The sequence below is a fragment of the Pseudomonas sp. PS01299 genome, assembly GCF_029960145.1.
GTDB classification, from domain to species: domain Bacteria; phylum Pseudomonadota; class Gammaproteobacteria; order Pseudomonadales; family Pseudomonadaceae; genus Aquipseudomonas; species Aquipseudomonas putida_A.
The window spans coordinates 1-23,722 of record NZ_JASCPO010000085.1 but is presented as its reverse complement, the minus strand read 5'-3'; the positions used below and the strand labels follow the sequence as shown (position 1 = coordinate 23,722).

Here is a 23,722-nt window from a genome sequence, read left to right as displayed (position 1 = left end):
CTCCCACAGGGATCTCATGCATACATGGATCAATGTGGGAGCGAGCTTGCTCGCGAAGGCAGCGACTGGGTGTAACGTCGGTCAGGATTTGTCGGAAGGATGCACAGATGGCGGCTGGAGGGGATGCACTTCGCGCCCGCGCAAGGCCGTCAGCGCATAACCGCAAGCGCGTTTGATCACCGCATACATGCTGTGCCAGCCCGGCGGTGCCGGCTCGATGGCGGCATGCAACGCCCGTGCATAATCGAGCACCAGACCGGGCGTCCAGGCCATCACTTCGGCGCGTTTACGCACCTGCGCCGCCACCCAGAACTCGGGGCTGAGGATCACTCTGGCGAAATCGAGCATGCTCGAATGCCCGCGATTCATCGCCCCTTCAAGGGCTGCTTCGAGGCTGTGGGCGACGGCACTCGAGCAGTTGCGGCTGGTGAGGTTGTATGTGCTGTTCTGTCGATACTCAGCCCAGAACGCCTGCAACCGCCGGGCGTCATAGTGAGCAAAACTGACCTGAACCGAAGACGGGCACCAGTCGGCCACCTCCCCCGCATAGTCAGGCAGAAACCGCCCGGCGACATCGTTGTTCGGCGTCGCCCGCAGCAAGCGCACGAAATCCCCCGCCGAACGATCGATGTCATCCAGCGGGTAATGGCTGATGTAAATCTCCGGGCCACATTCCAGCGCCGCGTGGCCGGCGGAGATCACGCCGTTGATGTCGACCGCTGCGATATAGCGGTTGAGCAGACGGTTGCGCACCAGAGTGTCATCGACGGTGCCGCTGGGGGTCCAGACATGGATCACCAGCGCTGTGCTGGGGGCCGGCCCACCGACCGAGGCCGGACTCGCCAACGGTGGCTGGTGTTTGAAGCGCAGTGACTGGCGCAACAACGCGCAGCCCGAAAGAAAGATGCTCATGCCAATGCAGAAAGGCACCGTGCCCTTATACAACGTCGGATACGGTTCGAGGATGAACAGGCCAAAGGTGATTTCGAACAATCCGGTGAGCAGCGACAATCGCCAACCGACAAAGCGCACCACCACCGCAGCCGCCAGCCGAAAGCCGCCATCGAGCAGAAACGCCACACCGAACAGCACTGCCAGAATCAGGCTGGCGACATGTTGCCGGTCGACGATCAGCAGCCCAAGCAGGAGGAACGCCAGACCGCGCGCCTTGCGCAAAGCGGCGGCGGTGCCGGTCTGCGGTGCTGGCACCAGCAGGATAATCAGGGCCTCGAGTAACAGCAGATAGCCAAAGACATGCAGCGGAAAATACAGCACGCCGTCCAGTGCATCGATGAAGATCGCCACCCCGGCCGCGCCCCAGACAATGCCGGTCAGCGCCAGCGTCGACCAACGGTTACGGACAAAGTCATTACCGAGCAAGACCATACTCAAGCGGACCATAGGCGCTTCCTGTTGCATTGGGGCAGTTGCAACCTACCGGGATTTCAGGCTTCGCTGAGTCTAATACATCCTCAAATTTCCGAAGCGCGGACGCGCTTTCTAGGAATCGCCTGATGTCTCTCGGCAGACCCCGTGTTTAACGTACGGTCCTCCCTGGCCAACACGAATAGCCTTTTCATGAAGCGATCAAAACTTCAGCGCCCCATGCACACCCTGGTTGCGGTGACGTTACTGACGTGCGCGTCGGACGCGATAGCGGCGAATTGCACATTCAACGGTTCTTCCCGCACCCAAACGCTCAACTTTGGCGCAAGCCTTGCCAATGGTGGCCTGACAATCCCCGCCGACACACCCGATGGCACAGTGGTCTACCAAGACACCGCGCAGCAATCGAGCTCGCACAGCTGGTCGTGCAGCGCAACTTCGCAATACGGCGTAGCAGTCAATCCCGCGCTAGGCACCCCATCCAGTAACGTAACGACCTTTCCCTTGGGCAAGACCGGGCTCTCGTTCCGTATCTGGATGGATATGTTAAGTCGCTATGAGCCCTCCCTGTTTGCGATCAGCCCAACCAACTACGGCATCGGAGCCGGTACGGTCAGACTGGAAATCGTCAAGACCGGCCCACTGGCGTCGCAAGTCAGGATTGATGCCGGCAATCTGGGCAACCTGCAGTCCGGTGAGCTGATCCTGAACAGGTTTAATCTGGCCAATGCACTGGTACTGAATGCAGCCTCCTGCCAGACCCCGTCCGTACCGGTGGCCATGGGCGATGATTATCAACTCAACGAGTTCAGCCAGGCTGGCGCAACACCGCGCACGGTGCGCTTCAACATTGGCCTGAACCAGTGCCAGACCGGCATCAAGAAAGTCACCTACTCGCTCAAGGCCAATACCCCGGTGATCGATGCGACCAAAGGCATCGTCGCGCTCAATGACAGCTCCACCGCCAAGGGCATCGGCCTGCAATTGATGAATGACGCCGGGCAGCCCATGGCCTTGGGCACCACCTACCCGTTCGACGCGTTCACCAGCACCGGCACCGACTTCAAGATTCCTTTGTCGGCTTCGTATTACCGTCTGCCGACAGATGAACTCAAGGCCGGCAGTGCCAACACCGAGGTCACCTTCATCGTCAACTACCTTTAAATCTAAGGATCGTCTGATGTTCCCGGCACCTGGCCGTCCCTAGAGTGCCGGGATGAGATTGAAGAACTACCTCCACCAGATCAGCCCGATCCTGTCCTCGCCCCACGCGGCACGGCGCCTATTGCGCATTTTTGCCCTGGTGCTGCTGGTGGGCATTCTCGGCGGCGTCTACAGCTTTCTGTTGTTTACCTTCAATAATGAAGTGTCCCAGCGGCGCAGCTACATGAGCAGCGCGATCGCCGAAGCGCATACCTTTTTCACCACCCGGGAAGCACTCCTGGAAAGCCTCAGCCTGTCGGCCACGCGCATGGCCAACATGGACCTGCCGGTCTCCGATGAAGAGATCCGCCTGCTGCTCGGTCAAGCGCCGGCGCAGCAATGGAGCATCTGGCTGACCCGACGCATGCGCGACTACCTCAAGGCTCGGCAACTCAACCTGGTCTATGTCAGCAGCGGCCCCCAGTCTCAAGTATGGCGCCTTTACAACGCGACGCCGGTGACCAGTGCTTTCCCCCGAGCCACACTTGAGCGACTGCAAACCCTCAAACACCACAACAGCGCCAACCTGAAGGAACTCTGGCTGACCCATGCCGCTGACGGGCACTCGCAGCTGTACATCTTCATTCGCCTGGACGAACGCGACATCAACTCCGGCTGGCTCGGTCTGGAAATGGACGACCGCGAAGTTTCCAGCGCCTTGAGCGATCACAGCGCCGGCGAGTTCACCATGTTCAATTCGCAGGGCATGCCGCTGTTCAGCAACAGCCAAAAACCGCCGTCGGGGCAGAATCTACCATTGCTGCGGCAACAGGACTTTTTCGGTTTTGTCGGTGACGGCTGGCTGCCCGAACAGTTGGTGTTACGCAAGCAGCTGAAATCCTCGGATTGGCAGCTCACCTACTCCATCGATTTAGTGGCTGTGCTGTGGGCGCTGTGGCCGCAAATGCTCGGTGCGCTGCTGTTTTGCCTGTTGAGCATCAGCCTGGTGTACCTGCTGACCCGGCGTCTGGAACACCGCGTGATCAACCCGGCGATTCACCGGATCCAGGCGTTGGTGGAAAGTGAGCTGTTCAGCCGCGACGTGATTCAGACCGCGCCAGTGGCGCTGTGCGTTCTGCGGCGCACCGACGCTCAAGTGGTGCTGGAAAACACCCTCGCCCGCCAATGGCTGGGCCGCCGTGGCGAACAACTGGGACCGGGCTGGATCCGCGCGGCGTTTGACGACAACGAACCCGGTCTGACCGATTACTTCGAGACCGCCGATGGCCGTCACTTGTACCTGAGCTGCGCGCCGACCCGCTACAAAGGCGAAGACGTGTTGCTCTGTGCCTTCAGCGACATCAGTGCACGCCGGCAAATCGAAGCGGCGCTGGAACAGGCGCGCCAGTCGGCCGACGCCGCCAATGAGGCCAAGACCCTGTTTCTCGCGACCATGAGCCACGAGATCCGCACACCGTTGTACGGCGTGCTCGGTACCCTGGAGTTGCTCGCCCGTACGCAACTCGATACCCAACAGAAAAGTTACCTGCAAGCCATCGAAGGCTCCTCTGCCACCCTGCTGCAACTGATTTGCGACGTGCTTGATGTGTCGAAAATCGAGGCCGGGCAACTGGCGCTGGAATTGAGCGAGTTCCGCCCGACGACGCTGGTGCACGAAGTGGTGCAAGGCTACGCGGCGGCGGCGCAGAGCAAAGGCCTGCAACTGTACGCCTGCCTCGATCCGCAAACGCCGGAGCGGTTGATCGGCGATGCCAGCCGCGTGCGGCAAATCCTCAACAATCTGCTGAGCAACGCGGTCAAGTTCACCGATTCCGGGCGCGTGGTGCTGCGGGTCAAACTGCTCGGTCGCGAAGGCGAACGGGTGTGCCTGCAATGGCAGGTCTCGGACACCGGCAAAGGCATCGCCCATGACGATCAGGCGTTCATTTTCGAACCGTTCTACCAGACTGAAGGCAACACTAACGTGGTGGCCGGCACTGGCCTGGGCTTGCCCATCTGTCAGCGGCTGACGCACTTGATGAACGGCACCCTGCGCATGGTCAGTGAACCGGGGCTGGGCAGCAGTTTTGCCTTGAGCGTGCCGCTGGAACAATCCTCAAACAAGACCTCACCGACCGTCGTGCCGACATTGGCGCCGGACCTCGTTTACGTGGTTTCGCCTGTGCGCGAACTGGCCGAAAGTCTCTGCGGCTGGTTGCGCCGCTGGGGCGCCCGTCCGCAGATAGGCATACCCGATTGCACGGAACCCGACTGCAGCGTCGTGCTGCTTGAGCTGTATCCCACGCCCTCCGATCTGCGCCCGAGCCAGGCATGGCCCGGCCCGCGAGTATTGGCCAGCGGCGACGGAGCCCACGAGCCGCAGTTCGGCGCTGATGGCTGGAAGGTCAATCTGAATGATCTGGCGGCGATCCAGCGCGCCGTTCGCCAGGCTCAGGGCGGCCAGATCGCCCCCCTCCCTGAGCAACACGAACCGCATAGGCTGCGTCCATTGCGTATGCACATTCTGGTAGCCGAAGACAACGCCATAAACCAACTGATCCTGCGCGACCAGCTCGAAGAACTGGGCTGCACGGTGGCGCTGGCCAGCGATGGCGAAGAGGCCTTGTCACTCTGGTGTGGCAGTGAGTTCGACATTGTCCTCACCGACGTCAACATGCCGCGCCTCAACGGCTACGAACTGACCGCAGCCCTGCGCCGCGCGGGCTGTGTCACCCCGATCATCGGCGCCACCGCCAACGCCCTGCGCGGAGAAGATGCCCTGTGTCTGGCGGCCGGCATGAATCACTGTCTGGTCAAACCTTTTACGCTGCGAGCCTTGCTCGCGGCCCTGGCTCCTTATGAACGAGTTGCTCATGAAGCCCTGTAGCATTTTGATAGTCGAAGACCACCCTTTCCAGCACCGTTATTTGCAGAATCTGTTCAACGAGTTGGGCAACTTTGACGTGGTCGGCGTCCGGGACGGCGAAGCCGCACTGGCCTGCCTGAAACAGCGGGACTTCGACCTGGTACTCACCGACTTGCTGATGCCGGGCATGGACGGCGTGCAGCTCATTCAGGGCCTCGCCGCGCAACGTTCGCGCCCCGCACTGGCGATCATGAGTGCGGCCTCGCGACGGATGTTGATGGGCGCCAGTCTGGTGGCGAGCAATCTGCAGGTGAAAGTGATCGGGCTGATTTCCAAACCGGTGACCGCCGCCGCCCTGCGCTGCCTGATCAATCAATTGCAGGCGTTGCGTCAGACGGTGCCGGCCGAGACTCGCGAAGGCATCGGGCGCGAGCGTATTTTGCACGCGCTGGACAACGGTGAACTGCAAGCCTGGTTCCAGCCCAAGAAAGCCCTGAACAATGGCCGGATCGTCGCCGCCGAAGCCCTGGTGCGCTGGATTCATCCCGAGCAGGGCACGCTGCTGCCCGGCGAGTTCCTGCCGGTGCTGGCCGCCTGTGGCCTTGAAGAACAGCTGCTGTGGAAAGTGCTGGAACAAGCGATTGCCGCTCAAGTCGGCTGGCGCCAGCAGGGCTATGACATTCCGGTCTCGATCAACCTGCCGACGCACCTGCTCAACAACCACGACCTGCCCGACCGTATTCACGCGTTCGTGCTGGCCCATCAAGGCTTGCCGGCACGGATCTGTTTTGAGCTGATGGAGTGCTCGGTGCCCGACGACATCAGCAACTTCTATGCCGGTGCCTGCCGCTTGCGGATCAAGGGGTTCGATCTGTCACAGGATGATTTCGGCAAGGGTTACAGCTCGTACATGAATCTGGTCTCGGCGCCGTTCACTGAATTGAAGATCGACCGCACGCTGGTACATGGCTGCAACGCCAACGAAGAGCTGGCCCAGGCCCTCACCAGTATTGTCAGCCTGGGACGGCAGCTGGGTCTGACGGTAGTGGCCGAAGGTGTCGAGACCGCGCAAGAACTTGCTCTGTTGCGTAAAATCGACTGCACTCAGGTTCAGGGTTTCCTGATCTCCCATGCCGTGTCTTCGGATCAATTCCAGCAGTTGCTGACCCATGACGGGCCGGCGAACGCGTACTGACCCGCAAGCGGGTGTTGACGACTGTCACTTGCTATCGAGGTCACTGTGTTCAAAGGCTCTCTCATCTCTGCTGCCCGGGCCCACTGATGCCACATCCCAATGCATTCCTGGAGAAGCTCGCCAGCAGTTCATCGCGCCTGAATAAAAGCCTGCTGGTGCTCGGCGCCTTGGTGTTGCTGTTACTGGGTATCAGCTACGTGGGGGTCAAGCGCATGGTCGAAGAGCGGCACGATACCGTGCAGTTTCACTTTGCCCGACTGATGGAGAATGTCCGCGAACAGGAACTGTTCCTGCAGGATATCGCCCGAGAAAGTGCCAAGGGCGAGCGGCTCACCAATGCCGTATTGCCGCCCTACTCCCAAAAGCCCTTGCCTGATGAAGGGCCGGGCATCTATGAGGGCCGTGGCCTGCCGTTTTCGCTGCCCTACAGCCTGAAGATCAATCCGGACAGGATCGCGCCCAGCCAATACCCGAAAATCTTCGCACTCGGCACCCACCTGGCCGCTTACTACAGCGCGTTCTGGTCAGCGTCGCACTATCAGTCGCCCCACGTCGTGCTGATCAATGGTCCCGATAATTTTGATGTCGCCGTACCCTCTGCCGGGCGCTTGCGCGGTAAGGGACAGACGCAGATCGGCCATTTGGTTGACGTAATGACCCAGGTGAACAAGCGCCTGCGCGGGCAAAATTCGCCGCTGCCCGATCTTCAGGTGCACTGGGAACCCTATGTCTCTGCCGAGGATGACAAGAGCACGCCAACCCTGCTGGCCTACGTGAGTATCAATCTGGCCAGCACTGCGCTGACCGTCGAGGGTGCCGATACCTGGGTGGTACTGGGTTCGCTGATGAACCTGTCTCAGGTCAATAACATCGAGCGGCTGATGCAGTGGTCGATCTACGACGACTTCACCTTGATCACCCCGCGTGGAGTGGTCTTGACCGGCGCCCTGAAACCCGGCGAGGTGCTGGATGAAGGGGTGAACTTCAAGCGTGACGGCCTGGTGTTTAAACTGAGCAGCCCCGGCGAACAACACTGGACGGCAATCTACTTCATCAGTGTGCGCAGCTTCCTTGATTACGCGCTGTGGCCGTTGCTGTGTCTGCTGGCGCTGGTGTTAGTGGTGCTTGGTTGCAGTAGAGCGGTCAATCGCTGGTACCAGACCCGGGTCATCCTGCCCGCGCAAAGTGCGCACGCCAGCATCGCCGAAAGCGAGGCGTTCAGCCGCGCGGTGATCGACACAGCACCAACCGGCCTGTGCGTGATTCGCCGCAGCGATCACCATGTGCTGCTGGAAAATCAGCGCGCGCAGCAGTGGCATGACAACGGCCAGTTGATGAGTTTGCTCTCCTCGCGCACCGACCCCGGCCACGCTGACCTTGAACTCAACGGACGCCACCTGCACGTTGCCTTCGTGCCCACCCGCTATCAGGGTCAAGACGCCTGGTTGTGTGCGCTGCACGACGTGACCCGGCATGTTGAAGATGCGGCAGCACTGGAAGAGGCGCGTCAGGCCGCCGACTCGGCGAATCGGGCCAAGAGTCGCTTTCTCGCCACCATGAGCCATGAAATCCGCACGCCACTGTATGGCGTACTCGGCACTCTGGAACTGCTGGGTCTGACCGCGCTCGCCCCGCGGCAGCAGAATTACCTGCAGACCATCCAGCGTTCCTCGGCCACCTTGTTCCAACTGATCAGCGATGTGCTGGATGTGTCGAAAATCGAAACCGGACAGATGACCCTCGAACTTCAGGATTTCTGCCCACTGGAACTGACCGAAGACACCGTACGCACCTACAGCGCCTTCGCCCGTTCCAAAGGCCTGCAACTGTATGCCTGCATCGACGCGACGCTGCCGGATCGGTTGCGCGGCGACCCGATACGGATTCGCCAGATCCTCAACAACCTGCTGAGCAACGCCATCAAGTTCACTGATAACGGGCGCGTAGTGCTGCGGGTGCGGCTGCTGGAAAGCGTCGATGGCCGAGCCAACGTGCAATGGCAGATCAGCGATTCCGGGGTGGGGATTTCCCAAGCGCAACAACAGCAGCTGTTCGACCCCTTCTATCAGGTCAACGACGCCCCCGAGCAGGCCGGTGCCGGACTGGGTCTGGCCATTTGCAAATGGCTGTGCGAGTTGATGGCAGGCCAGTTGAACGTGGTCAGCGAACCCGGACTCGGCAGCAGTTTCACCCTGCAACTTGCGCTGGAACACGCGCCCGGCGAGCTTGCCGATTGCCCTGCATTCAGCCTCGGTTCCCCCGCAGTCTGCGTGCGGGCACAGGTCACTGAGCAGGCACAACACCTGATCGCCTGGCTCAACCGTTTTGGCCTCGACTGCCGTACGCTGACGGCCGACACCCCTGCGTCATCAGCGCTGCTGGTCGAGCTTGCACCTTTGCCCAACATCAGCGCGTGGCCCGGCCCGAGAATCATCGCCACAACGGACGGCCCCAATCCGGCGCAGTTACGCGGGATCGATCATGAAGTCGACGCCCATGATGTGCGCGCGATCGCCTGGGCGATTTATCGGGCGCAACACGGCGCCAGCAGCGAAAGTCAGCCTGCGGCGGCGGACAAGCCCCGGCCATTGAAGCTGCATGTGCTGGTAGCGGAAGACAACGTGATCAACTCGGCCATCATCAAGGAGCAACTGGAGGTGCTGGGCTGCTCGGTGGTCGTCGCGACGAATGGCGAACAGGCACTGGCGCAATGGGTACCGGGACGCTTTGATCTGCTGCTGACCGACGTCAACATGCCGGTCATGAACGGCTACCAATTGGCCACGGCGTTGCGCCAACTGGACCAGACCCTGCCGATTATCGGCGTCACCGCCAACGCCCTGCGCGAAGAAGGCCAGCGCTGCGCCGCTGTCGGCATGAACGCCTGGATGGTCAAGCCGCTGAACCTGGCCACCTTGCGCACGCATCTGGAAAAACACTGCAAAATCGCCTTGCCGGAGGCAGTCGTTGCGCCGATCCAGCTGTCGGCGAAAATGCGCGAACTGTTTGTCACCACCCTGCGTCAGGACATCCACACCACCCTGACAGCACTGGACAGCGCCGACGCCCATCGCGTGGCGCAGCAACTGCACAGCATGGCCGGCGCTTTGGGTGCAGTGCAGATCGAAGCCATGGCCACAACCTTTGTCGATCTGGAGTGCCGTTTGCACGGCATGGCCGTGACCAGCGCCCTGGACCTGGAAGTCCGCCGGAATCTGGCTCAATTGAACGATCTATTGGATACCCTTGAATAATCTCACTCTGGATAATCACCCATGGAAACCCTCAACGTTGTCATTGCCGATGACCATCCCATCGTTCTGGTGGGGGTACGTGAGCTGGTTGAGCGTGACCAACGCTTTCGCGTGGTGGGCGAAGCCGTTTGCTCCAGCGAACTGATCAACCTGCTGGAAACCCGCCAGGTGGATCTGGTCATCACCGATTTCAACATGCCCGGCGACTCGACCTACGGCGATGGTCTGAAACTGGTGGAGTACCTGACGCGGCACTTTCCCTGCGTCCGCGTGCTGGTGCTGACGATGATTTCCAACCCGCTGATCCTGACGCGCCTGCAAGAACTCGGGGTGCTGGCGATCATTCAGAAAAACCAGTTGCACATCGAAATCGAAACGGCGCTCAAGGCCATCGCCCGGGGTAATCCGGTGCGCAGCAACGGGCCGCCGCCGACTTCGGTGCTCGTCGACAATGCTGACCTCAACGAGCGCTTTACCCGCTTGTCACCCAAGGAACATGAAATATTGCGTTTGTTCGTTTCGGGAATGGGCGTCAGCGAGATTGCCCGAAGTTTGAACAGAAGTGCCAAGACCATCAGCACTCAAAAGATATCGGCCATGCGCAAACTTGAAGTCAGCAGTGATCAGGACTTGCTGACTTATTGCATAGAGCGCGACTTGTTCAACTAACTGGTAATCACACCCCAGTTAAAGACGACTTCTAGGAATCGTCTGATGTCCCGGCAAAAGTGCGCGTTATATCGTGTTGTTGTTTTAATCCCAACCATTGGAAACAACATGAAAAAGCTGACTCGCGCACTTCTCGCCCTTTCGATCATCGCCGCTGCCGGCAACGCTCTGGCAGAAGATCCACCTGCCCCAACCCCGACCAAGGCTGGCAGCGGCACCATCAACTTCACCGGCACCATCAACAACGATGCCTGCTCGGTTGAAGGCGCCGGCAAGAACAAAACCATTTCTGTCGACATGGGCGAAGTATCGATCAAGGACATGGGCACCGCCACTGCACCTAAAGGCAACGGCACTTTGAGCGTCGAGAACTTCGACATGAAGATCAACTGCAACGCCGGCACAAAAGTGGCGATGATTTTCGAACCGACCAAGGGCGCAGGTTCGGGCATCGTTGCCGGGACCAAAGTGCTGAAGCTGATCGACGGTCTGGGCGCTGCGAAGAACATCGGTATCGCCTTGCTCGACTCCAACGGCGCATTGATCGACCTGAGCTCGCCGTCCACCGCGAAGATCGAAAATACCCTGCAAGACAGCAACACCACGCTGAAATTCTCGGCCGCCTATGTCACCACTGGCGACGTGGCAACCGCCGTTGCCGGTCGTGGTGACGCCACCCTGCCGTTCACGCTGCAATACGAATAACCCGCGCGAGCAATCAAGCCTGGTGCGGGGCCGTCCGGCCCTGCACCCTCATTCAACTGCGCGGTACCCCTTATGTTTTATCGTCACTCATTGTCCTTTTGCGCGGGCCTTTTGGGCCTGCTCGTGGCCAATCAGGCCATGGCCGGCATTTCCTTGAGCAGCACCCGTCTGGTCTTCGACGGCCAGCACAAGGAAGCCGGAATCACCGTGCGTAACAGCGGTGCAGACGTATTGATTCAGTCATGGATCGACACCGATTCCAGCGAAACCGCCGCCGTACCGTTTGCCGTTACCCCGCCACTGGTACGCGTCAGCGGCGACGAACAGCAGATCTTGCGGGTGATCTATGAAGGCGCTGGCATGCCGACCGACCGCGAGTCGGTGGTCTGGCTCAACGTGCAGGAAATCCCCCAGTCGGCGAAATCCGCCAACACTTTGCAGTTGGCCGTGCGCCAGCGCATCAAGGTGTTCTTCCGCCCGCCGGCATTGAAAAACAACGCCTATCTGGCACCAGGCGAACTGACCTGGCGCCTGACCCAACGCGCCGGCAAGAACTTGTTGGTGGTGAATAATCCCGGCCAGTATCACGTGTCGATTGCCGATATCACTCTGCAATCCGGCGCAATCAACGAACAGCCCTTTGATTCAATGATGATCGCGCCCGGCGAACAGAAAGAGTTCAGCCTGAAACAACTTAATAACGCCAATACAGCACGTCTGTTATTCAGCAGCATTAATGACTACGGCGCACAAGACCGTTATAGCGCGCAACTTTCCAGCAGTGCCGAAACTCGAGCCAGTTTTAATAAAGAAGCACCATAATTTTCGTGCCGCTGTAATGGCCGCACTTTCACTGTATTTCTCTTCGCTCCGTTAGTTCGTATCGGAGGTGATATAGGGTTCCTGCATGTTTTTACTCAAGCGCGACGGATGGGCGCCATTTTCGGTTGCTCTGGTTATCAGTTGCACCTGCCTGGCCGATGACGAAGAACAATTCAATACATCGTTTCTGCAAGGCGCCCCCTCACCTGTCGACCTGCAATCACTGCTCGCCAGCAGTCGCGTGCTGCCCGGCATTTATCGGGTCGATCTCTACGGCAACGAAACGCTGGTCGGCCGGCGCGATATCGATTTCCGTCGCCATCCCGGTACGGGAAAGATCGAAGCCTGTCTGACCCTGGAGATGGTGCAGCAACTGGGGGTCGACATCGGCAAACTGCAGGCCGCCGGCAAACTGCTCGGCGATGACCCGAACGCCTGCGTCGATCTGCCCGCGTTGATCGATCACGCTACTGTCCGTTACGACGTGCCGCGTCTGCGGCTGATGGTCAGTGTCCCGCAAAGTGCCATGGAGCGTGGTCGACGGGGTTACGTCGACCCGGCGCTGTGGGACGAAGGCGTACCCGCCGCGTTCATCAATTATCAGTTGAGCAGCAGCCGCAACAGCACTCAGGGTGTAAACACGCTGAGCAATAACGTTGGCTTGCGCAACGGGATCAACCTCGGTGGCTGGCGCCTGCGCAACGAATCGAACTTCAACAGTAGCACCGGCCGCCCCAACACGTTCAAAAGCAACCGCAGTTACCTGCAACATGACGTGACCGCCGTGAAAGGCCAGTTCAGCGCCGGGGATATTTTCTCCGATGCCGACCTGTTCGACAGCGTGCGCTACCGCGGTCTGAAACTGGCGTCCGACGACGGCATGCGTGCCGACAGCGAGCGCGGTTATGCGCCGGTGATTCGCGGCATTGCGCAGTCCAGCGCGACCGTGGAAATTCGCCAGAACAACTACATTCTCTACAGCGCAAACGTGCCGCCGGGGCCGTTCGAGATCAGCGATATCTATCCCAGCGGCTCCAACGGTGACCTGGAAGTGACAATCATCGAAGCCGATGGTAGGCGCCGAGTGACAGTGCAAGCATTTTCCAGCCTGCCGATCATGGTCCGTCAGGGCCAGTTGAAGTACAGCGTCTCGGCCGGCCAGTACAACAGCAACAGCGAGGATCAGAAGACCCCGCAGTTTGTCAGCAGCACACTGGCGTATGGCATCAGCAGCAACTTGTCCGGGATCGTCGGTGTGCAGGCGACGGACAATTTCAAGGCGTTGTCTGTCGGAGCCGGTCGCAATACCGCCATCGGTGCGATCTCCCTGGACTTGACCCACTCGATGAGCAACACCTTCGGCGAAACGGTCACCGGTAACAGCCTGCGCGCGCTGTATGCGAAAACGTTCACCGGCACCGACACCAACTTCACCCTCGCCGCCTACCGTTACTCGACCGAGGGCTATCGCACCCTCACCGAGCACGTCGAGGAGTTGAGCCGCGATGGCCCGCAACGCACCGGCAACTCGAAAACCCGCACCGACCTGACCGTCAATCAGAGCCTGGGGCGCAACCAGGAATATGGCAGCGTCTACATCAACGCCAGCGACCAGCGTTACTGGGGACGCGGCGGTTCACAAAGCCTGTCGGCCGGTTACAGCAACTATTGGGGGGATGTGAGTTACAACCTCGGCGCGACGTATACCAAGGATGTCGGCAATTACGGGCCGGCGAACAACGACACACTGGTCAACCTGTCGGTGTCGTTCCCGCTGGGTTCCAAGCCCCGCGCTCCCCGGGCGTTTGTCTCGGCCAGCACGCAGAAATCCAGCAACACCACGCAAATGGGCATCAACGGCTATCTGTCGGAAGACAGCGACACTTATTACTCGGTACAAGCCGGCAACAGCAGCACCGGTGGCAGCTCCGGGTCGGTCAACCTCAGCACCCGCACCTCGGTGATGGATATCAGTGCCGGTTACAGTCAGGGCCGCGGTTACAACTCGCAGAACCTGAACCTGGCAGGTTCGATCGTCGGCCATGCCGGCGGGATCAACCTCGGACAAACCGTGGGCGAGACGTTCGCGCTGGCTCAGGTCGAAGGCGTGGAAGGAGTGAAAATCGGCAGTTTCACCGGGGCCAGCACCGGCAGTAACGGCTTCGCCGTGGTGCCCAATGCGCAGCCCTATCGCGTGAACTGGATCAACCTCGACACCCGCGATCTGGGCGGCGATGTCGAGATCGACAACGCGACCCGGCAAGTGGTGCCGCGCCGTGGTGCCGTGGTGCTCGCGCGTTATGCCAGCAAGACCGGGCGCCGCGTGCAATTTACCTTGTTCGATGCGCAGCACCAACCGATCCCGTTTGGTGCGTCGCTGGAAGATGCCGCCGGCAAGCAACTGGCAATCTCCGACCCGAGTGGCAAGGCACTGGCGCTGGTGGAAAACGACACTGGGACGCTCACGATCAATTGGCAAGGCCAGCGTTGTGAAGCACCGTATGCGTTACCTGAACGTGACAAGGCGTTGAACTACGAGCGGGCCTCGCTGGTGTGCCGCCCATCCCAGTAAATCCAAAGATCAAATCAGGAGCGAGCCTGCTCGCGAAGAGGTCGGCAACCTCAGCATCATCGATGAATGAGAAGACGCCTTCGCGAGCAAGCTCGCTCCCACAGGGGGGGGGCGAGCGAACACAAATCCGTGCCTGGCACAGTTCGAATGTGGGAGCGAGCCTGCTCGCGAAGGCCGCGCCTCGGTTCAAATAACCACTTACAGTCTAGAAATCCCGTTTGTAGAAGATATCCAGCGAACTGGCCACGCCACTCGCCGCCTCGACATAAACCTTCTTGCTCAGCTTGTAACGCAGGGCAATGGTGTTGGCCGGCTCGAACACGCCGACGCCATAACGCAAGCTGAGCTTCTCGGAAATATTACCGCTGGCGACCACGCTGGTGGTGTTGCCGCTGCCTTGGGTGTCGAGCTGGAAGTCCTGAATCCCAAGGTCTTTGGCCAGGCCGCTGGTGACCCCGGAACTGCCCATCAAGCCCAGGCCCAACGCCGCTTGCGCGAGCATGTTGTTGTCTTCACCGTTGGTGCTCAACGGTCGCCCGAGCACCAGATACGACAACGCCTGCTCCTGACTCATCGCCGGTTCAGAGAAGATTTGCGTGGTCGGTTGCTCGGCGCTGCCGCTCAGGCGGATACCGGCGATCACGTCGTCGGTCTGGCGGATCGCTTCGATGTCCAGATACGGCTGATCGATCGGGCCGGCAAACAACAGACGCGCACGGCGCACGTTCAGGCGCTGGCCGTAGGCGCGGTAACGGCCGTCGTTGAGCCACAGCTCGCCACGGGTGTCCATGTTGTCGCCGATGTGCACGTGACCTTGCAGGTTGGCGGTCAGGCCGAACCCGGCGAAGCTCAGTTTGTCTTCGCCGACCACCACGTCGATGTCCATTTTCATCGCCATCGGTGGTTTACCCTCTTCGGTCTGCGCCCCGACGATGATCGTGTCGTCGGACACTTTCACCGTCGACGGCGGCAGTTCACGCACGGTGATTTCGCCTCGCGGCACCTGTACCTTGCCGGCAATCTTCAGCTCATCGCCGGCCATGGAAATCTTCAGGTCCGGCGCCACTTCAAGCTTGGCGTACGGTTCAACGGTGACCGGCAATTGCGTGCCCTTGAGCGCCAGATCGACTATCAGCGCCTGCCCCCACGCGACGTTGCCATTGAGGCTGCCCTGGCCGGTCTTGCCGCTGTTCCAGCCGCCGTCCAGACGCACCGATTCACCGGCAATCACTGCTTGCAGTTGCAGATCCTTGAGTTCCATCGGCAGCTCGGCGCCGGAGACTTCGCCGTCACTGAGTTTCACCGTGCCGTTGACCAGCGGCGCCAGCAGCCCGCCGGAAATCGTGCCGCTGCCGTTGAGGCGCCCGGTGAGCTTCTCGACCATTGGCACAAACGGCCGCGCCACCGACAGGTCCAGCCCGCTGAGACGGAAAGAACCACTCAGCGGTTTGTTTTTCGGCAACGGATTGAGCTGTGTCTGCACCATCAATTCGCCGAGCTTGCCGCCGACGAAGTTGAGTTCGGTATCGACGCGCTTCGGTGTGAGTTTGCTGGTGAGTTTCAGGGTCTGGTACGGGAAGTCCAGCCACTGATCCTTTTCCTTCATGCGCAAGGTGCCGCCGCTGGCGTCGACGCTGACCACGCCGTTGGGGCCGCTGGCCGGCAGATCCAGTTGCAGGTCGGCGTTGAGCTTGCCCTGCCAGGCGAAGTCTTTCGGCAACCATTGCGCCAGGCTTTCGATCGGGAACTGCTTGAGGTGGTAACGCAGTTTCGGCTCCGGCAGCAGGCGCTGATCTTCACCGCACAGGCTGGCATTACCGGACATCCAGCAATGCGCGCCGAAGTTGATCTTGCCGTCGGCGAGGCGTTCGAGTTTGGCCGGGCTCTGCAGTTTCCAGTCCTGGCCGCCGGCCTGAATATCGCCGCTGGCCAAACGACCGCGCCAGTTACCCTTGTCCAGATTGCCGTCCAGACCGAGGGCCAGTTTCAGCTTCGGCCCGAGCAGGTCGAGGTTGAGTTTCTGACTCTTGATGTCGCCCTGAGCGCTGGCGGTCAATACGCCAAGATTGGTATCGCCGGCCTGAATGCCGCTGCCCTTGAGGTCGATCTTCGCCCGCTGTGCACTGTCTAGCGTGGCGTCGAGGTTGAGGCTTTGCAGGCGATTGCCCTGGAACGCCAGTTGCGAACCTTGCAGGCCGAGTTTGCCTTGTGGTGCTTTCAGCGTACCGGCAACGTTGACCTGACCCGTGACCTGCCCCCGCAGCTGCGGCCAGAGCTGAGCCAGACGCGTCAGTTTGATGTCGATCTGGCCGGTGAGTTTCTGTTGCAGGCTGCCCTTGCCGCTGATGCTGTTATCGCCGAGGCGGATTTGCAGGGCATTCAGGTTCCACTGCTCACCCGCGCCGTCAGCCTTGGCTTGCAGGATCGCCGGTTGGCCGCGCAGTTTGCCTTTCAGATCGAGGTCGGCGGTCAGGCTCAAGCGCTCGTTCTTCATTTCGCCTTTGCTTTTCAGTGGCCCGGCCAAGGTGCCCGGCAGCTCCGCAACCCAGTACGCCGGGTTGAGTGCCGACAGATCCAGCGCCGTGTCCCAGGCGATGCCGTCGGCGAACTGCACGTTGACATGGCCTTCGGCCTTGCCCTGCCCGGCTTCCATTTTCAATTGCGGCAGCGCGATCTGTTTAAGGCTGCCGCTGAACGGACTGCTCAGGCTGAACGCCCCCGCCGGGCCATCGAGGTCGGCGGCGAAGTTACCGAGGTACTGACCGTCGGTGTAGGAGACTTCGCCGGTGAAGGTACGCAAGGCAACTTGCGGCTCGTCGATTTCGTTATACAGCCGATGCCACGGGAAATCCTGCCAGTTGATGTTGGCCTGAGCCGTGAGGCCCTTGCTCCAGTCAACGCTGCCGGTGAGCTTGAGGCTTTGCTTATCGTTGGCCGTCAGGTCGAGGCCGGCGATCTGCGCGCCGCTGGCATCGACCTTACCTTTGAGCAGCAGCGCCACCGGGCCTTTATCGGCGGGCAGCGTGGCATTGCCGTTTAACTGGTAACCGTTTTTCAAGTCACCTTCGCCGGTCAAAACCAGTTGATTGAGTTGCAGAGTGTCCGGCAGATCGGCGCTCGGTTTGAATGCCTCGGAGGTGATACGCACCTTGGCCGGCAGGTTTTCCGCCAGCGGTTGCAGTTCGCCGCTCAACTGGCCGTCGAGGTAGCCACGGCTATCGGCGTGCAGGTTGAGGGTTTTCAGCAGATCGCCGTCGACTTTCAACGCCAGCGTCCATGGGCCAGTGCCTGGGGACGGCAGGCTCAGGTCACCGGCGATGTTCAGCGGCCAGTTGCCGGTCGGTTGCAGCAGGCCGGAGAGGTTCAGGCTGAGGTCGTCGCGCTGCAGTTTCACGCTGTCGATCTGCATGCCCTGGGCGGTCCAGTGCGCCGCCAGTTGCAGGCCCTTGAGCTGCTCGCTGCCGTTGAACAGCAGGCTGCCGACTTGTACGTCACCCAGCTCGATGGCCACCGGCAATTGCAGATCCGGCAGTTTGATCGGGCCGCTTTCAGTGGTTTCTTCACTCGGCGGGAATTGCAGGATCACTTGATCCGCCTTGAGCTGTTCGATGCACAAAGTCATGCGGGTCAGGCACAGCGGTGACCAGGCGAAGATTGCCTTGTTCAGCTCGACGCGACTGCTGTCCTGCTGCCACAGCAGATGATCGGCGCTCCACTGACCGCCGAGCCGGCCCTGGAAATTCTCCACGCTCAAACCCGGCACCAGGCTCAGCGCCCAACGGCTGCCAGCCTGAGTCCCGAGTACCGCGCTGATGCTCATTACAACCAACAGCACCAGCGCCGATATTTTCAAACCACGCTTCACAGCTCAGGCCCCATGGAAAAGTGCAGCCGGATGCCGCCGTCGTCGTCCAGCGCGTGGGCCAGGTCGAGGCGGATCGGCCCCACCGGCGAGACCCAGCGCACACCGATACCGACCCCGGTCTTGAGGTTCGGCAGTTCGAGTTTGTTGAAGGAGTTGCCCTGGTCGACGAAAGTCGCGACCCGCCATTTCTCGGCAATCGAGTACTGATACTCGACGCTGCCGGCCACCATGTAGCGGCCGCCGATGCGGTCGCCCTTGGAGTTCTCCGGGGACAGGCTCTGGTAGTCGTAACCGCGCACGCTCTGATCGCCACCGGCGAAGAAACGCAGGGACGGCGGCACCGAGTTGTAACCGTTGGTGGCGCTGCCGCCGACCTGCACCCGACCGAGGAAGCGGTGGTTGTCGAACACCGTGGTCAGGCCTTTGATCAACGCTGTGCCATATAAGAGGTTGTTGTCCGAACCGAGGCCCTCCTTCGCCACCTTGCTTTCAAAGGTCAGGCGATAGCCGTTGTGCGGGTCGATGCGGTTGTCGCTTTTCAGGTACGAGTAACTGATGCCGGGCATCAGCAAGGTACTCAGGCCGGAGTCGTCGCCGAGTTCATATTCTTCGCGCTGCCATTTCAGCGAGATCACTCGCTGCCAGCCGCTGGGCAACTTGCTGTGCCATTCCGGGCCAAACGTCAGCAGCTTGCTCAGGGTGTCCGAGCCGTCGATGTCTTCGTATTGATAACCACCGGCCCAGCGCAGTTTGTCGGTCAGCGGCGGGTCGAGCGGGATGTCATAGAACAATCCGACGTTCTGCCGTGGCGCCGACAACTCGGCTTCCCAGCCGTAACTGTCGCCCTGCGGGTTGACCCAGTGGCGCGTCCAGTTGGCCTTGATCCGCGGGCCGACGTCGGTCGAATAACCGAGACCCAGGCCCATGGTGCGTGGCTTGCGGGTGTCGAGTTTGACGTCTACCGGAATCACATCGTTCTTCGCCGCCGTCGGCGCCGCATCGACGCGCACACCTTCGAAATAGCCGCTCGATTGCAGGTCGCGGTTGAGTTCGGCGATCAGCTCGGAGTCATACGGATCGCCAGCCTTGAACGGCACCATGCGTTGCAGCAGGTCTTCGTCGAACGGCGTATCGCCCTCGAAACTGACTTTGCCCAGCGCATAACGCGGGCCGCTGTCGTAGATCAATTCAACGTCGGCCACCCCGGCACGCGGGTCGACCAAAAGTTTCTGGCTGGTGAAATGGCCACTGAAAAAGCCGAAGCGCGAGGCCTGGTTCTGGATCAGGCGTTTGGCGTCTTCATAACGCCCATGGTTGAGCACGGCGCCGGACTTGAGCGTGTCACTGCTCGGCACACGAAAGGATTTGAGGGAGGCGGCAGGCCCGTCGACGCGGATGGTGACGTTGCGCAGACGAATCGGTTCGCCGGGATCGATGTTCAGCACCAGGCGCGGTTTTTCGCCGCCCTTCACGTCACTGTCGATCTGCGGCTGGTAATAACCCAAGGCCTGCGCCGCTTTGCGCGCCTGCTCCTCGGCCCCGCGACTGAAGCGCAGCAAGGCTTGTTCGTCACGATCGCCGAGGCTGCCGATATAACCTTCTATATTGGCCTTGAGTTCATCGTTGGACGGTTTGATCCGCACGTCCAATTCACTTTGCGCCAGCGCCGCGCAGCTGGTTAACAGCATGAGCACGCCACTGGTAAATCTTCCTGGAAACTTCATAGGCGCGGATGCTATCACGGGCTTGGGAGCGTGATAGAACAGGAAATTTCCGAAAAAGTTCTATGGCTAAGCCGTTGCAGTTTGTAACACCTGCGGATTGGCGTGGAAAAACACGTGCTCGCGCACCGGGCCGACGGCCACTTCGCCAATCTCCTCATAACCCTGACGTTTGTAGAATTCCAGGTAGCGCGGGTTGCCGGTGTCGAGCACCACGCCTTGCGAGGTTTCGTCCACTGCGCACCAGTTATGCACGGCGGTCAGCAACTGCTCGCCGAAGTGTTTGCCCTGAAACTGCGGATGAATCCCCAGCAGCGGCAGCATGTGCACGGAGTCGCTGGGCACGCAGGCGGCCACCGCATCGTGATATTCCAGATAGCGCCGGGTGCAGCGGAATCCGGTGCTGAGCACCATGCGCAGGCGCCATGCCCAACTTTCGGTGATGCCCAGGCGACGCTGCGGCGGCGCGATCAGGGCGATGCCGATCAGCCGGTCGTTGACCAACAGGCCGATGGCCGGCTGATCCTGCAGAAAGTGCTGTTTGACCAGTTCCCGCACCGTGGCCCGCACGCGCTGCTCGTAACCCGGCCGCTCGGCCTCGAACAAGTAACCGAAGGTCGGCTCGTGGCGATAGGCCTGATACAGCAGCGATCGGGCTTCGCGCGAGTAACCGCGGTCGAGCATGTGGATGTCGGCGATGGCGGTCTGGGTTTCAGGCATGACGGTGATTCTCCCCCGGGGCGCGGCTCAAATGACTGCGCTCTTGATGGTACGAACCTTTTGCGGGTGGCGCAGTTCCCCACAGGTATAGACCAAGCCAGACTCTTCATCGACCGGGCGGCCGTCAATCGCGAGCAGGCTCACTCCTACAGGGGTACGCATTCCAAATTGTAGGAGTGAGCCTGCTCGCGATGGCGTCAGCTCGGGCAACCCACATCCCACAGACAAAAATGATTTCTCCCACCCCACACTGGCCCCCATCCCACATGTCAGCTAGCATCGCCCTTTTGCCAGGACTGCCGACCATGAAGATTGTTTCCTTCAACATCAACGGACTGCGCGCCCGTCCGCATCAGCTGGCAGCGCTGATCGAAAAGCATCAGCCGGACGTGATCGGCCTGCAGGAAACCAAGGTCCACGACGACCAGTTCCCACTGGAAGAAGTGCGTGCGCTGGGCTACCACGTTTATTTCCACGGTCAGAAAGGCCATTACGGCGTCGCGCTGCTTTCGCGCAAAGAACCGCTTGCGATCCACAAAGGCTTCGCCAGCGATGAAGAAGACGCACAGCGCCGCTTTATCTGGGGCACCTTCGCCGACGCCAATGGCGTGCCGGTGACCATCATGAACGGCTACTTCCCACAGGGCGAAAGCCGCGACCACCCGACCAAATTCCCGGCCAAACAACGCTTCTACAGCGACCTGCAAACCCTGCTGGAAAGCCAGTTCCACAACGAACAGCCGCTGGTGGTGATGGGCGATGTGAACATTTCCCCGGAGGACTGCGACATCGGCATCGGCCCGGACAACATGAAGCGCTGGTTGAAAACCGGCAAATGCAGCTTCCTGCCGGAAGAGCGCGAGTGGATGGCCCGCCTGAAAAACTGGGGCCTGACCGACAGCTATCGCCACTTGAACCCGGACGTGACCGACATGTTCAGCTGGTTCGACTATCGCAGCCGTGGTTTTGAAGACGAACCGAAGCGCGGGCTGCGGATTGACGTGATCCTGGCGTCCCATGGTTTGCTGCCAAGGGTCAAGGATGCGGGCGTGGACTATGAACTGCGCGGCATGGAAAAACCGTCGGATCATGCGCCGATCTGGCTTGAACTGGCCTGATTCACAACGCTTCTCCCTGTACGAGTGAGCCTGTGGTGAGGGGATTTATCCCCGATGGGCTGCGAAGCGGCCCCAGTCGTCTCTAGTAGATCGAAATGAAGATTTTGGGTCGGCTTCGCCAACCATCGGGGATAAATCCCCTCACCACAGGCTCACTCCTACATTGGATCACTGTCATGTTTTGGTCATGCGCCTGACTTAATCTCCCCGGCAATCCCCTTGGCTTGATTCGGTGCCGGCATGACCCTGCGTGTTCTGTTCGCTTTTCTGTCGAGTGCATGGCTGACGGTCAGTGCCGCCACCCTGCCCATCCCTGAAAATGGCCCGGCATTGCGCATCCAGGGTTCCAACACCATCGGTGCCGATCTCGGCCCGGCGTTGGTTGAAGGTTTTTTGCAGGACCAGGGCCTGCTGAAGATCCACCGCGAAAACCCCGACACCGCCAACGAACAACACATCGTCGCCCAGACTGCCCAAGGCAAACGGGTGGTGATTGAAGTCGCCGCCCACGGTTCCAGCACCGGCTTCACTGCACTGAAAAGCGCCAGTGCCGACCTCGCCGCCTCCTCCCGACCGATCAAGGACAGCGAACTGCTCAGCCTGCAAGCGCTCGGCGATCTGAAAAGCGCCGCCGCCGAGCAGGTGATTGCCATCGACGGCCTGGCGATCATCCTTCACCCCGACAACCCACTGCAGCAACTGGACACCGAGCAACTGGCGCGGATCTTCAGCGGTGAGGTGAAAACCTGGGAAGACCTCGGCGGTCGCGGCGGCGCGATTCATTTATATGCGCGGGATGATCAGTCCGGCACTTACGACACGTTCAAGGAACTGGTGCTGGGTCGGCGTGGGAAAAGTCTGAGTTCCAGTGCGAAACGCTTCGAATCCAGCGAGCAATTGTCCGACGCGGTGAGCAGTGATCCGCAGGGTATCGGTTTCATCGGTCTGCCGTATGTGCGCCAGGCCAAAGCCGTGGCGATTGCCGACGGCGCATCGCAATCGATGTTGCCGCTCAACAGCCTGATTGCCACTGAGGACTATCCGCTGTCGCGGCGCCTGTTCTTTTATCTGCCGCCCGGCAACCAGAATCCGTGGGCATCGGCACTGGTGGCGTTTGCGCAAAGCCCACAGGGCCAGAAGATTGTCGCGGCCAACGGCTTCATCAGCCAGACCGTGCACGCGATGACCGTGACACCGAATGCGCTGATGCCCGAGGGTTATCAATCCCTCAGCCGCCATGCCCAGCGTCTGACGGTGAATTTCCGTTTCGAAGAAGGCAGCGCCAGCCTCGACAACAAGGCGCGGCAGGATCTGGCGCGGGTGCTCGACTATATACAGCGCCACGACAAGACCGAGCGCGCGGTGACGCTGGTGGGGTTTGGCGACGAGAAAGACGATCCGGCCCGCGCCGACCTGTTATCGAAGCTGCGGGCGATGGCGGTGCGCCGTGAATTGGTGAAGAACGGCGTGGTGATGCGCGAAGTGCGCGGGTTTGGCGCGCTGATGCCGGTGGCGGCGAACAGTGCGGATGAAGGCAGGATCAAGAATCGGCGGGTTGAGGTTTGGGTGTACTGAATCTGATGCAGGTGTGCTGGATGCATGGGCCCCTTCGCGAGCAAGCCCGCTCCCACTTTTGATCGCATTCTTCCAGTCGGGATGCGGTCGAATGTGGGAGCGGGCTTGCTC

At 60.5% G+C, this 23,722-nt stretch carries 14 protein-coding genes; 10 read left to right on the top strand and 4 right to left on the bottom strand.

What is annotated here, in order from left to right; genetic code table 11:
* Nucleotides 1-81: 81 nt before the first annotated feature.
* Complete coding sequence (locus QMX91_RS16410) at nt 82-1,401, bottom strand: DUF308 domain-containing protein (RefSeq protein WP_134785986.1); 1,320 nt, start codon at nt 1,399-1,401, stop codon at nt 82-84.
* 528 nt (nt 1,402-1,929) lie between these two features.
* Between QMX91_RS16410 and QMX91_RS16405 the strand changes: the two genes are divergently transcribed.
* The 8 genes from QMX91_RS16405 (at nt 1,930) to QMX91_RS16370 (ending at nt 14,612) form a co-directional block, all read left to right on the top strand.
* Nucleotides 1,930-2,550 (top strand): fimbrial protein, encoded by a 621-nt coding sequence (locus tag QMX91_RS16405; RefSeq protein WP_282413053.1) that lies wholly within the window; start codon nt 1,930-1,932, stop codon nt 2,548-2,550.
* Between the two features lie 52 nt (nt 2,551-2,602).
* Nucleotides 2,603-5,416, top strand: coding sequence for an ATP-binding protein (locus QMX91_RS16400; protein WP_282413052.1), 2,814 nt, complete (start codon nt 2,603-2,605; stop codon nt 5,414-5,416).
* A complete protein-coding gene (locus tag QMX91_RS16395) occupies nt 5,403-6,590 on the top strand; it encodes an EAL domain-containing protein (RefSeq protein ID WP_282413051.1) in 1,188 nt (395 codons plus the stop codon). Before QMX91_RS16400 ends, QMX91_RS16395 begins: the two co-directional genes overlap by 14 nt.
* Nucleotides 6,591-6,676: 86 nt before the next feature.
* Nucleotides 6,677-9,844, top strand: a complete 3,168-nt coding sequence (locus QMX91_RS16390; protein WP_282413050.1) for a hybrid sensor histidine kinase/response regulator — start codon at nt 6,677-6,679, stop codon at nt 9,842-9,844.
* Between the two features lie 21 nt (nt 9,845-9,865).
* Nucleotides 9,866-10,513 carry a response regulator gene (locus tag QMX91_RS16385; RefSeq protein WP_282413049.1) on the top strand — a complete coding sequence of 216 codons (648 nt, stop codon included), beginning with the start codon at nt 9,866-9,868 and terminating at the stop codon, nt 10,511-10,513.
* A 108-nt stretch (nt 10,514-10,621) separates the two neighbouring features.
* The gene (locus tag QMX91_RS16380) at nt 10,622-11,218 is read left to right on the top strand and encodes a fimbrial protein (protein WP_282413048.1); all 597 of its coding nucleotides are present in this window, start codon (nt 10,622-10,624) and stop codon (nt 11,216-11,218) included.
* Nucleotides 11,219-11,290: 72 nt separating this feature from the next.
* Entirely contained in the window at nt 11,291-12,040 is a 750-nt protein-coding gene (locus tag QMX91_RS16375) for a molecular chaperone (protein WP_282413047.1), read from the top strand.
* 85 nt (nt 12,041-12,125) lie between these two features.
* Nucleotides 12,126-14,612 (top strand): fimbria/pilus outer membrane usher protein, encoded by a 2,487-nt coding sequence (locus QMX91_RS16370; protein ID WP_282413046.1) that lies wholly within the window; start codon nt 12,126-12,128, stop codon nt 14,610-14,612.
* 205 nt (nt 14,613-14,817) lie between these two features.
* On the opposite strand, the gene QMX91_RS16365 is transcribed toward QMX91_RS16370, so the two are convergent.
* The 3 genes from QMX91_RS16365 to QMX91_RS16355 form a co-directional block, all read right to left on the bottom strand.
* Nucleotides 14,818-18,477 (bottom strand): translocation/assembly module TamB domain-containing protein, encoded by a 3,660-nt coding sequence (locus QMX91_RS16365; RefSeq protein ID WP_282413045.1) that lies wholly within the window; start codon nt 18,475-18,477, stop codon nt 14,818-14,820.
* The gene (locus QMX91_RS16360; RefSeq protein ID WP_134785984.1) at nt 18,474-20,201 is read right to left on the bottom strand and encodes an autotransporter assembly complex family protein; all 1,728 of its coding nucleotides are present in this window, start codon (nt 20,199-20,201) and stop codon (nt 18,474-18,476) included. Before QMX91_RS16360 ends, QMX91_RS16365 begins: the two co-directional genes overlap by 4 nt.
* Nucleotides 20,202-20,267: 66 nt before the next feature.
* Nucleotides 20,268-20,918: a GNAT family N-acetyltransferase gene (locus tag QMX91_RS16355; protein ID WP_007961094.1), complete on the bottom strand. Its 651-nt coding sequence runs from the start codon at nt 20,916-20,918 to the stop codon at nt 20,268-20,270.
* A gap of 305 nt (nt 20,919-21,223) precedes the next feature.
* Here QMX91_RS16355 and xthA point away from each other — a divergent pair, with 305 nt between their 5' ends.
* Nucleotides 21,224-22,036 (top strand): exodeoxyribonuclease III, encoded by an 813-nt coding sequence (gene xthA, locus QMX91_RS16350; RefSeq protein ID WP_098968125.1) that lies wholly within the window; start codon nt 21,224-21,226, stop codon nt 22,034-22,036.
* A gap of 240 nt (nt 22,037-22,276) precedes the next feature.
* The gene (locus QMX91_RS16345; protein WP_282413044.1) at nt 22,277-23,611 is read left to right on the top strand and encodes a phosphate ABC transporter substrate-binding/OmpA family protein; all 1,335 of its coding nucleotides are present in this window, start codon (nt 22,277-22,279) and stop codon (nt 23,609-23,611) included.
* Nucleotides 23,612-23,722 lie beyond the last annotated feature (111 nt).

Bases quoted from the DNA above. Each gene is read 5' to 3' on its own strand.
- QMX91_RS16360 (WP_134785984.1), bottom strand. From the start codon at position 20,201: ATGAAGTTTCCAGGAAGATTTACCAGTGGCGTGCTCATGCTGTTAACC.
- QMX91_RS16395 (WP_282413051.1), top strand. From the start codon at position 5,403: ATGAAGCCCTGTAGCATTTTGATAGTCGAAGACCACCCTTTCCAGCAC.
- QMX91_RS16390 (WP_282413050.1), top strand. From the start codon at position 6,677: ATGCCACATCCCAATGCATTCCTGGAGAAGCTCGCCAGCAGTTCATCG.
- QMX91_RS16385 (WP_282413049.1), top strand. From the start codon at position 9,866: ATGGAAACCCTCAACGTTGTCATTGCCGATGACCATCCCATCGTTCTG.
- xthA (WP_098968125.1), top strand. From the start codon at position 21,224: ATGAAGATTGTTTCCTTCAACATCAACGGACTGCGCGCCCGTCCGCAT.
- QMX91_RS16375 (WP_282413047.1), top strand. From the start codon at position 11,291: ATGTTTTATCGTCACTCATTGTCCTTTTGCGCGGGCCTTTTGGGCCTG.
- QMX91_RS16370 (WP_282413046.1), top strand. From the start codon at position 12,126: ATGTTTTTACTCAAGCGCGACGGATGGGCGCCATTTTCGGTTGCTCTG.
- QMX91_RS16405 (WP_282413053.1), top strand. From the start codon at position 1,930: ATGTTAAGTCGCTATGAGCCCTCCCTGTTTGCGATCAGCCCAACCAAC.
- QMX91_RS16355 (WP_007961094.1), bottom strand. From the start codon at position 20,918: ATGCCTGAAACCCAGACCGCCATCGCCGACATCCACATGCTCGACCGC.
- QMX91_RS16380 (WP_282413048.1), top strand. From the start codon at position 10,622: ATGAAAAAGCTGACTCGCGCACTTCTCGCCCTTTCGATCATCGCCGCT.
- QMX91_RS16345 (WP_282413044.1), top strand. From the start codon at position 22,277: ATGACCCTGCGTGTTCTGTTCGCTTTTCTGTCGAGTGCATGGCTGACG.
- QMX91_RS16400 (WP_282413052.1), top strand. From the start codon at position 2,603: ATGAGATTGAAGAACTACCTCCACCAGATCAGCCCGATCCTGTCCTCG.
- QMX91_RS16410 (WP_134785986.1), bottom strand. From the start codon at position 1,401: ATGGTCCGCTTGAGTATGGTCTTGCTCGGTAATGACTTTGTCCGTAAC.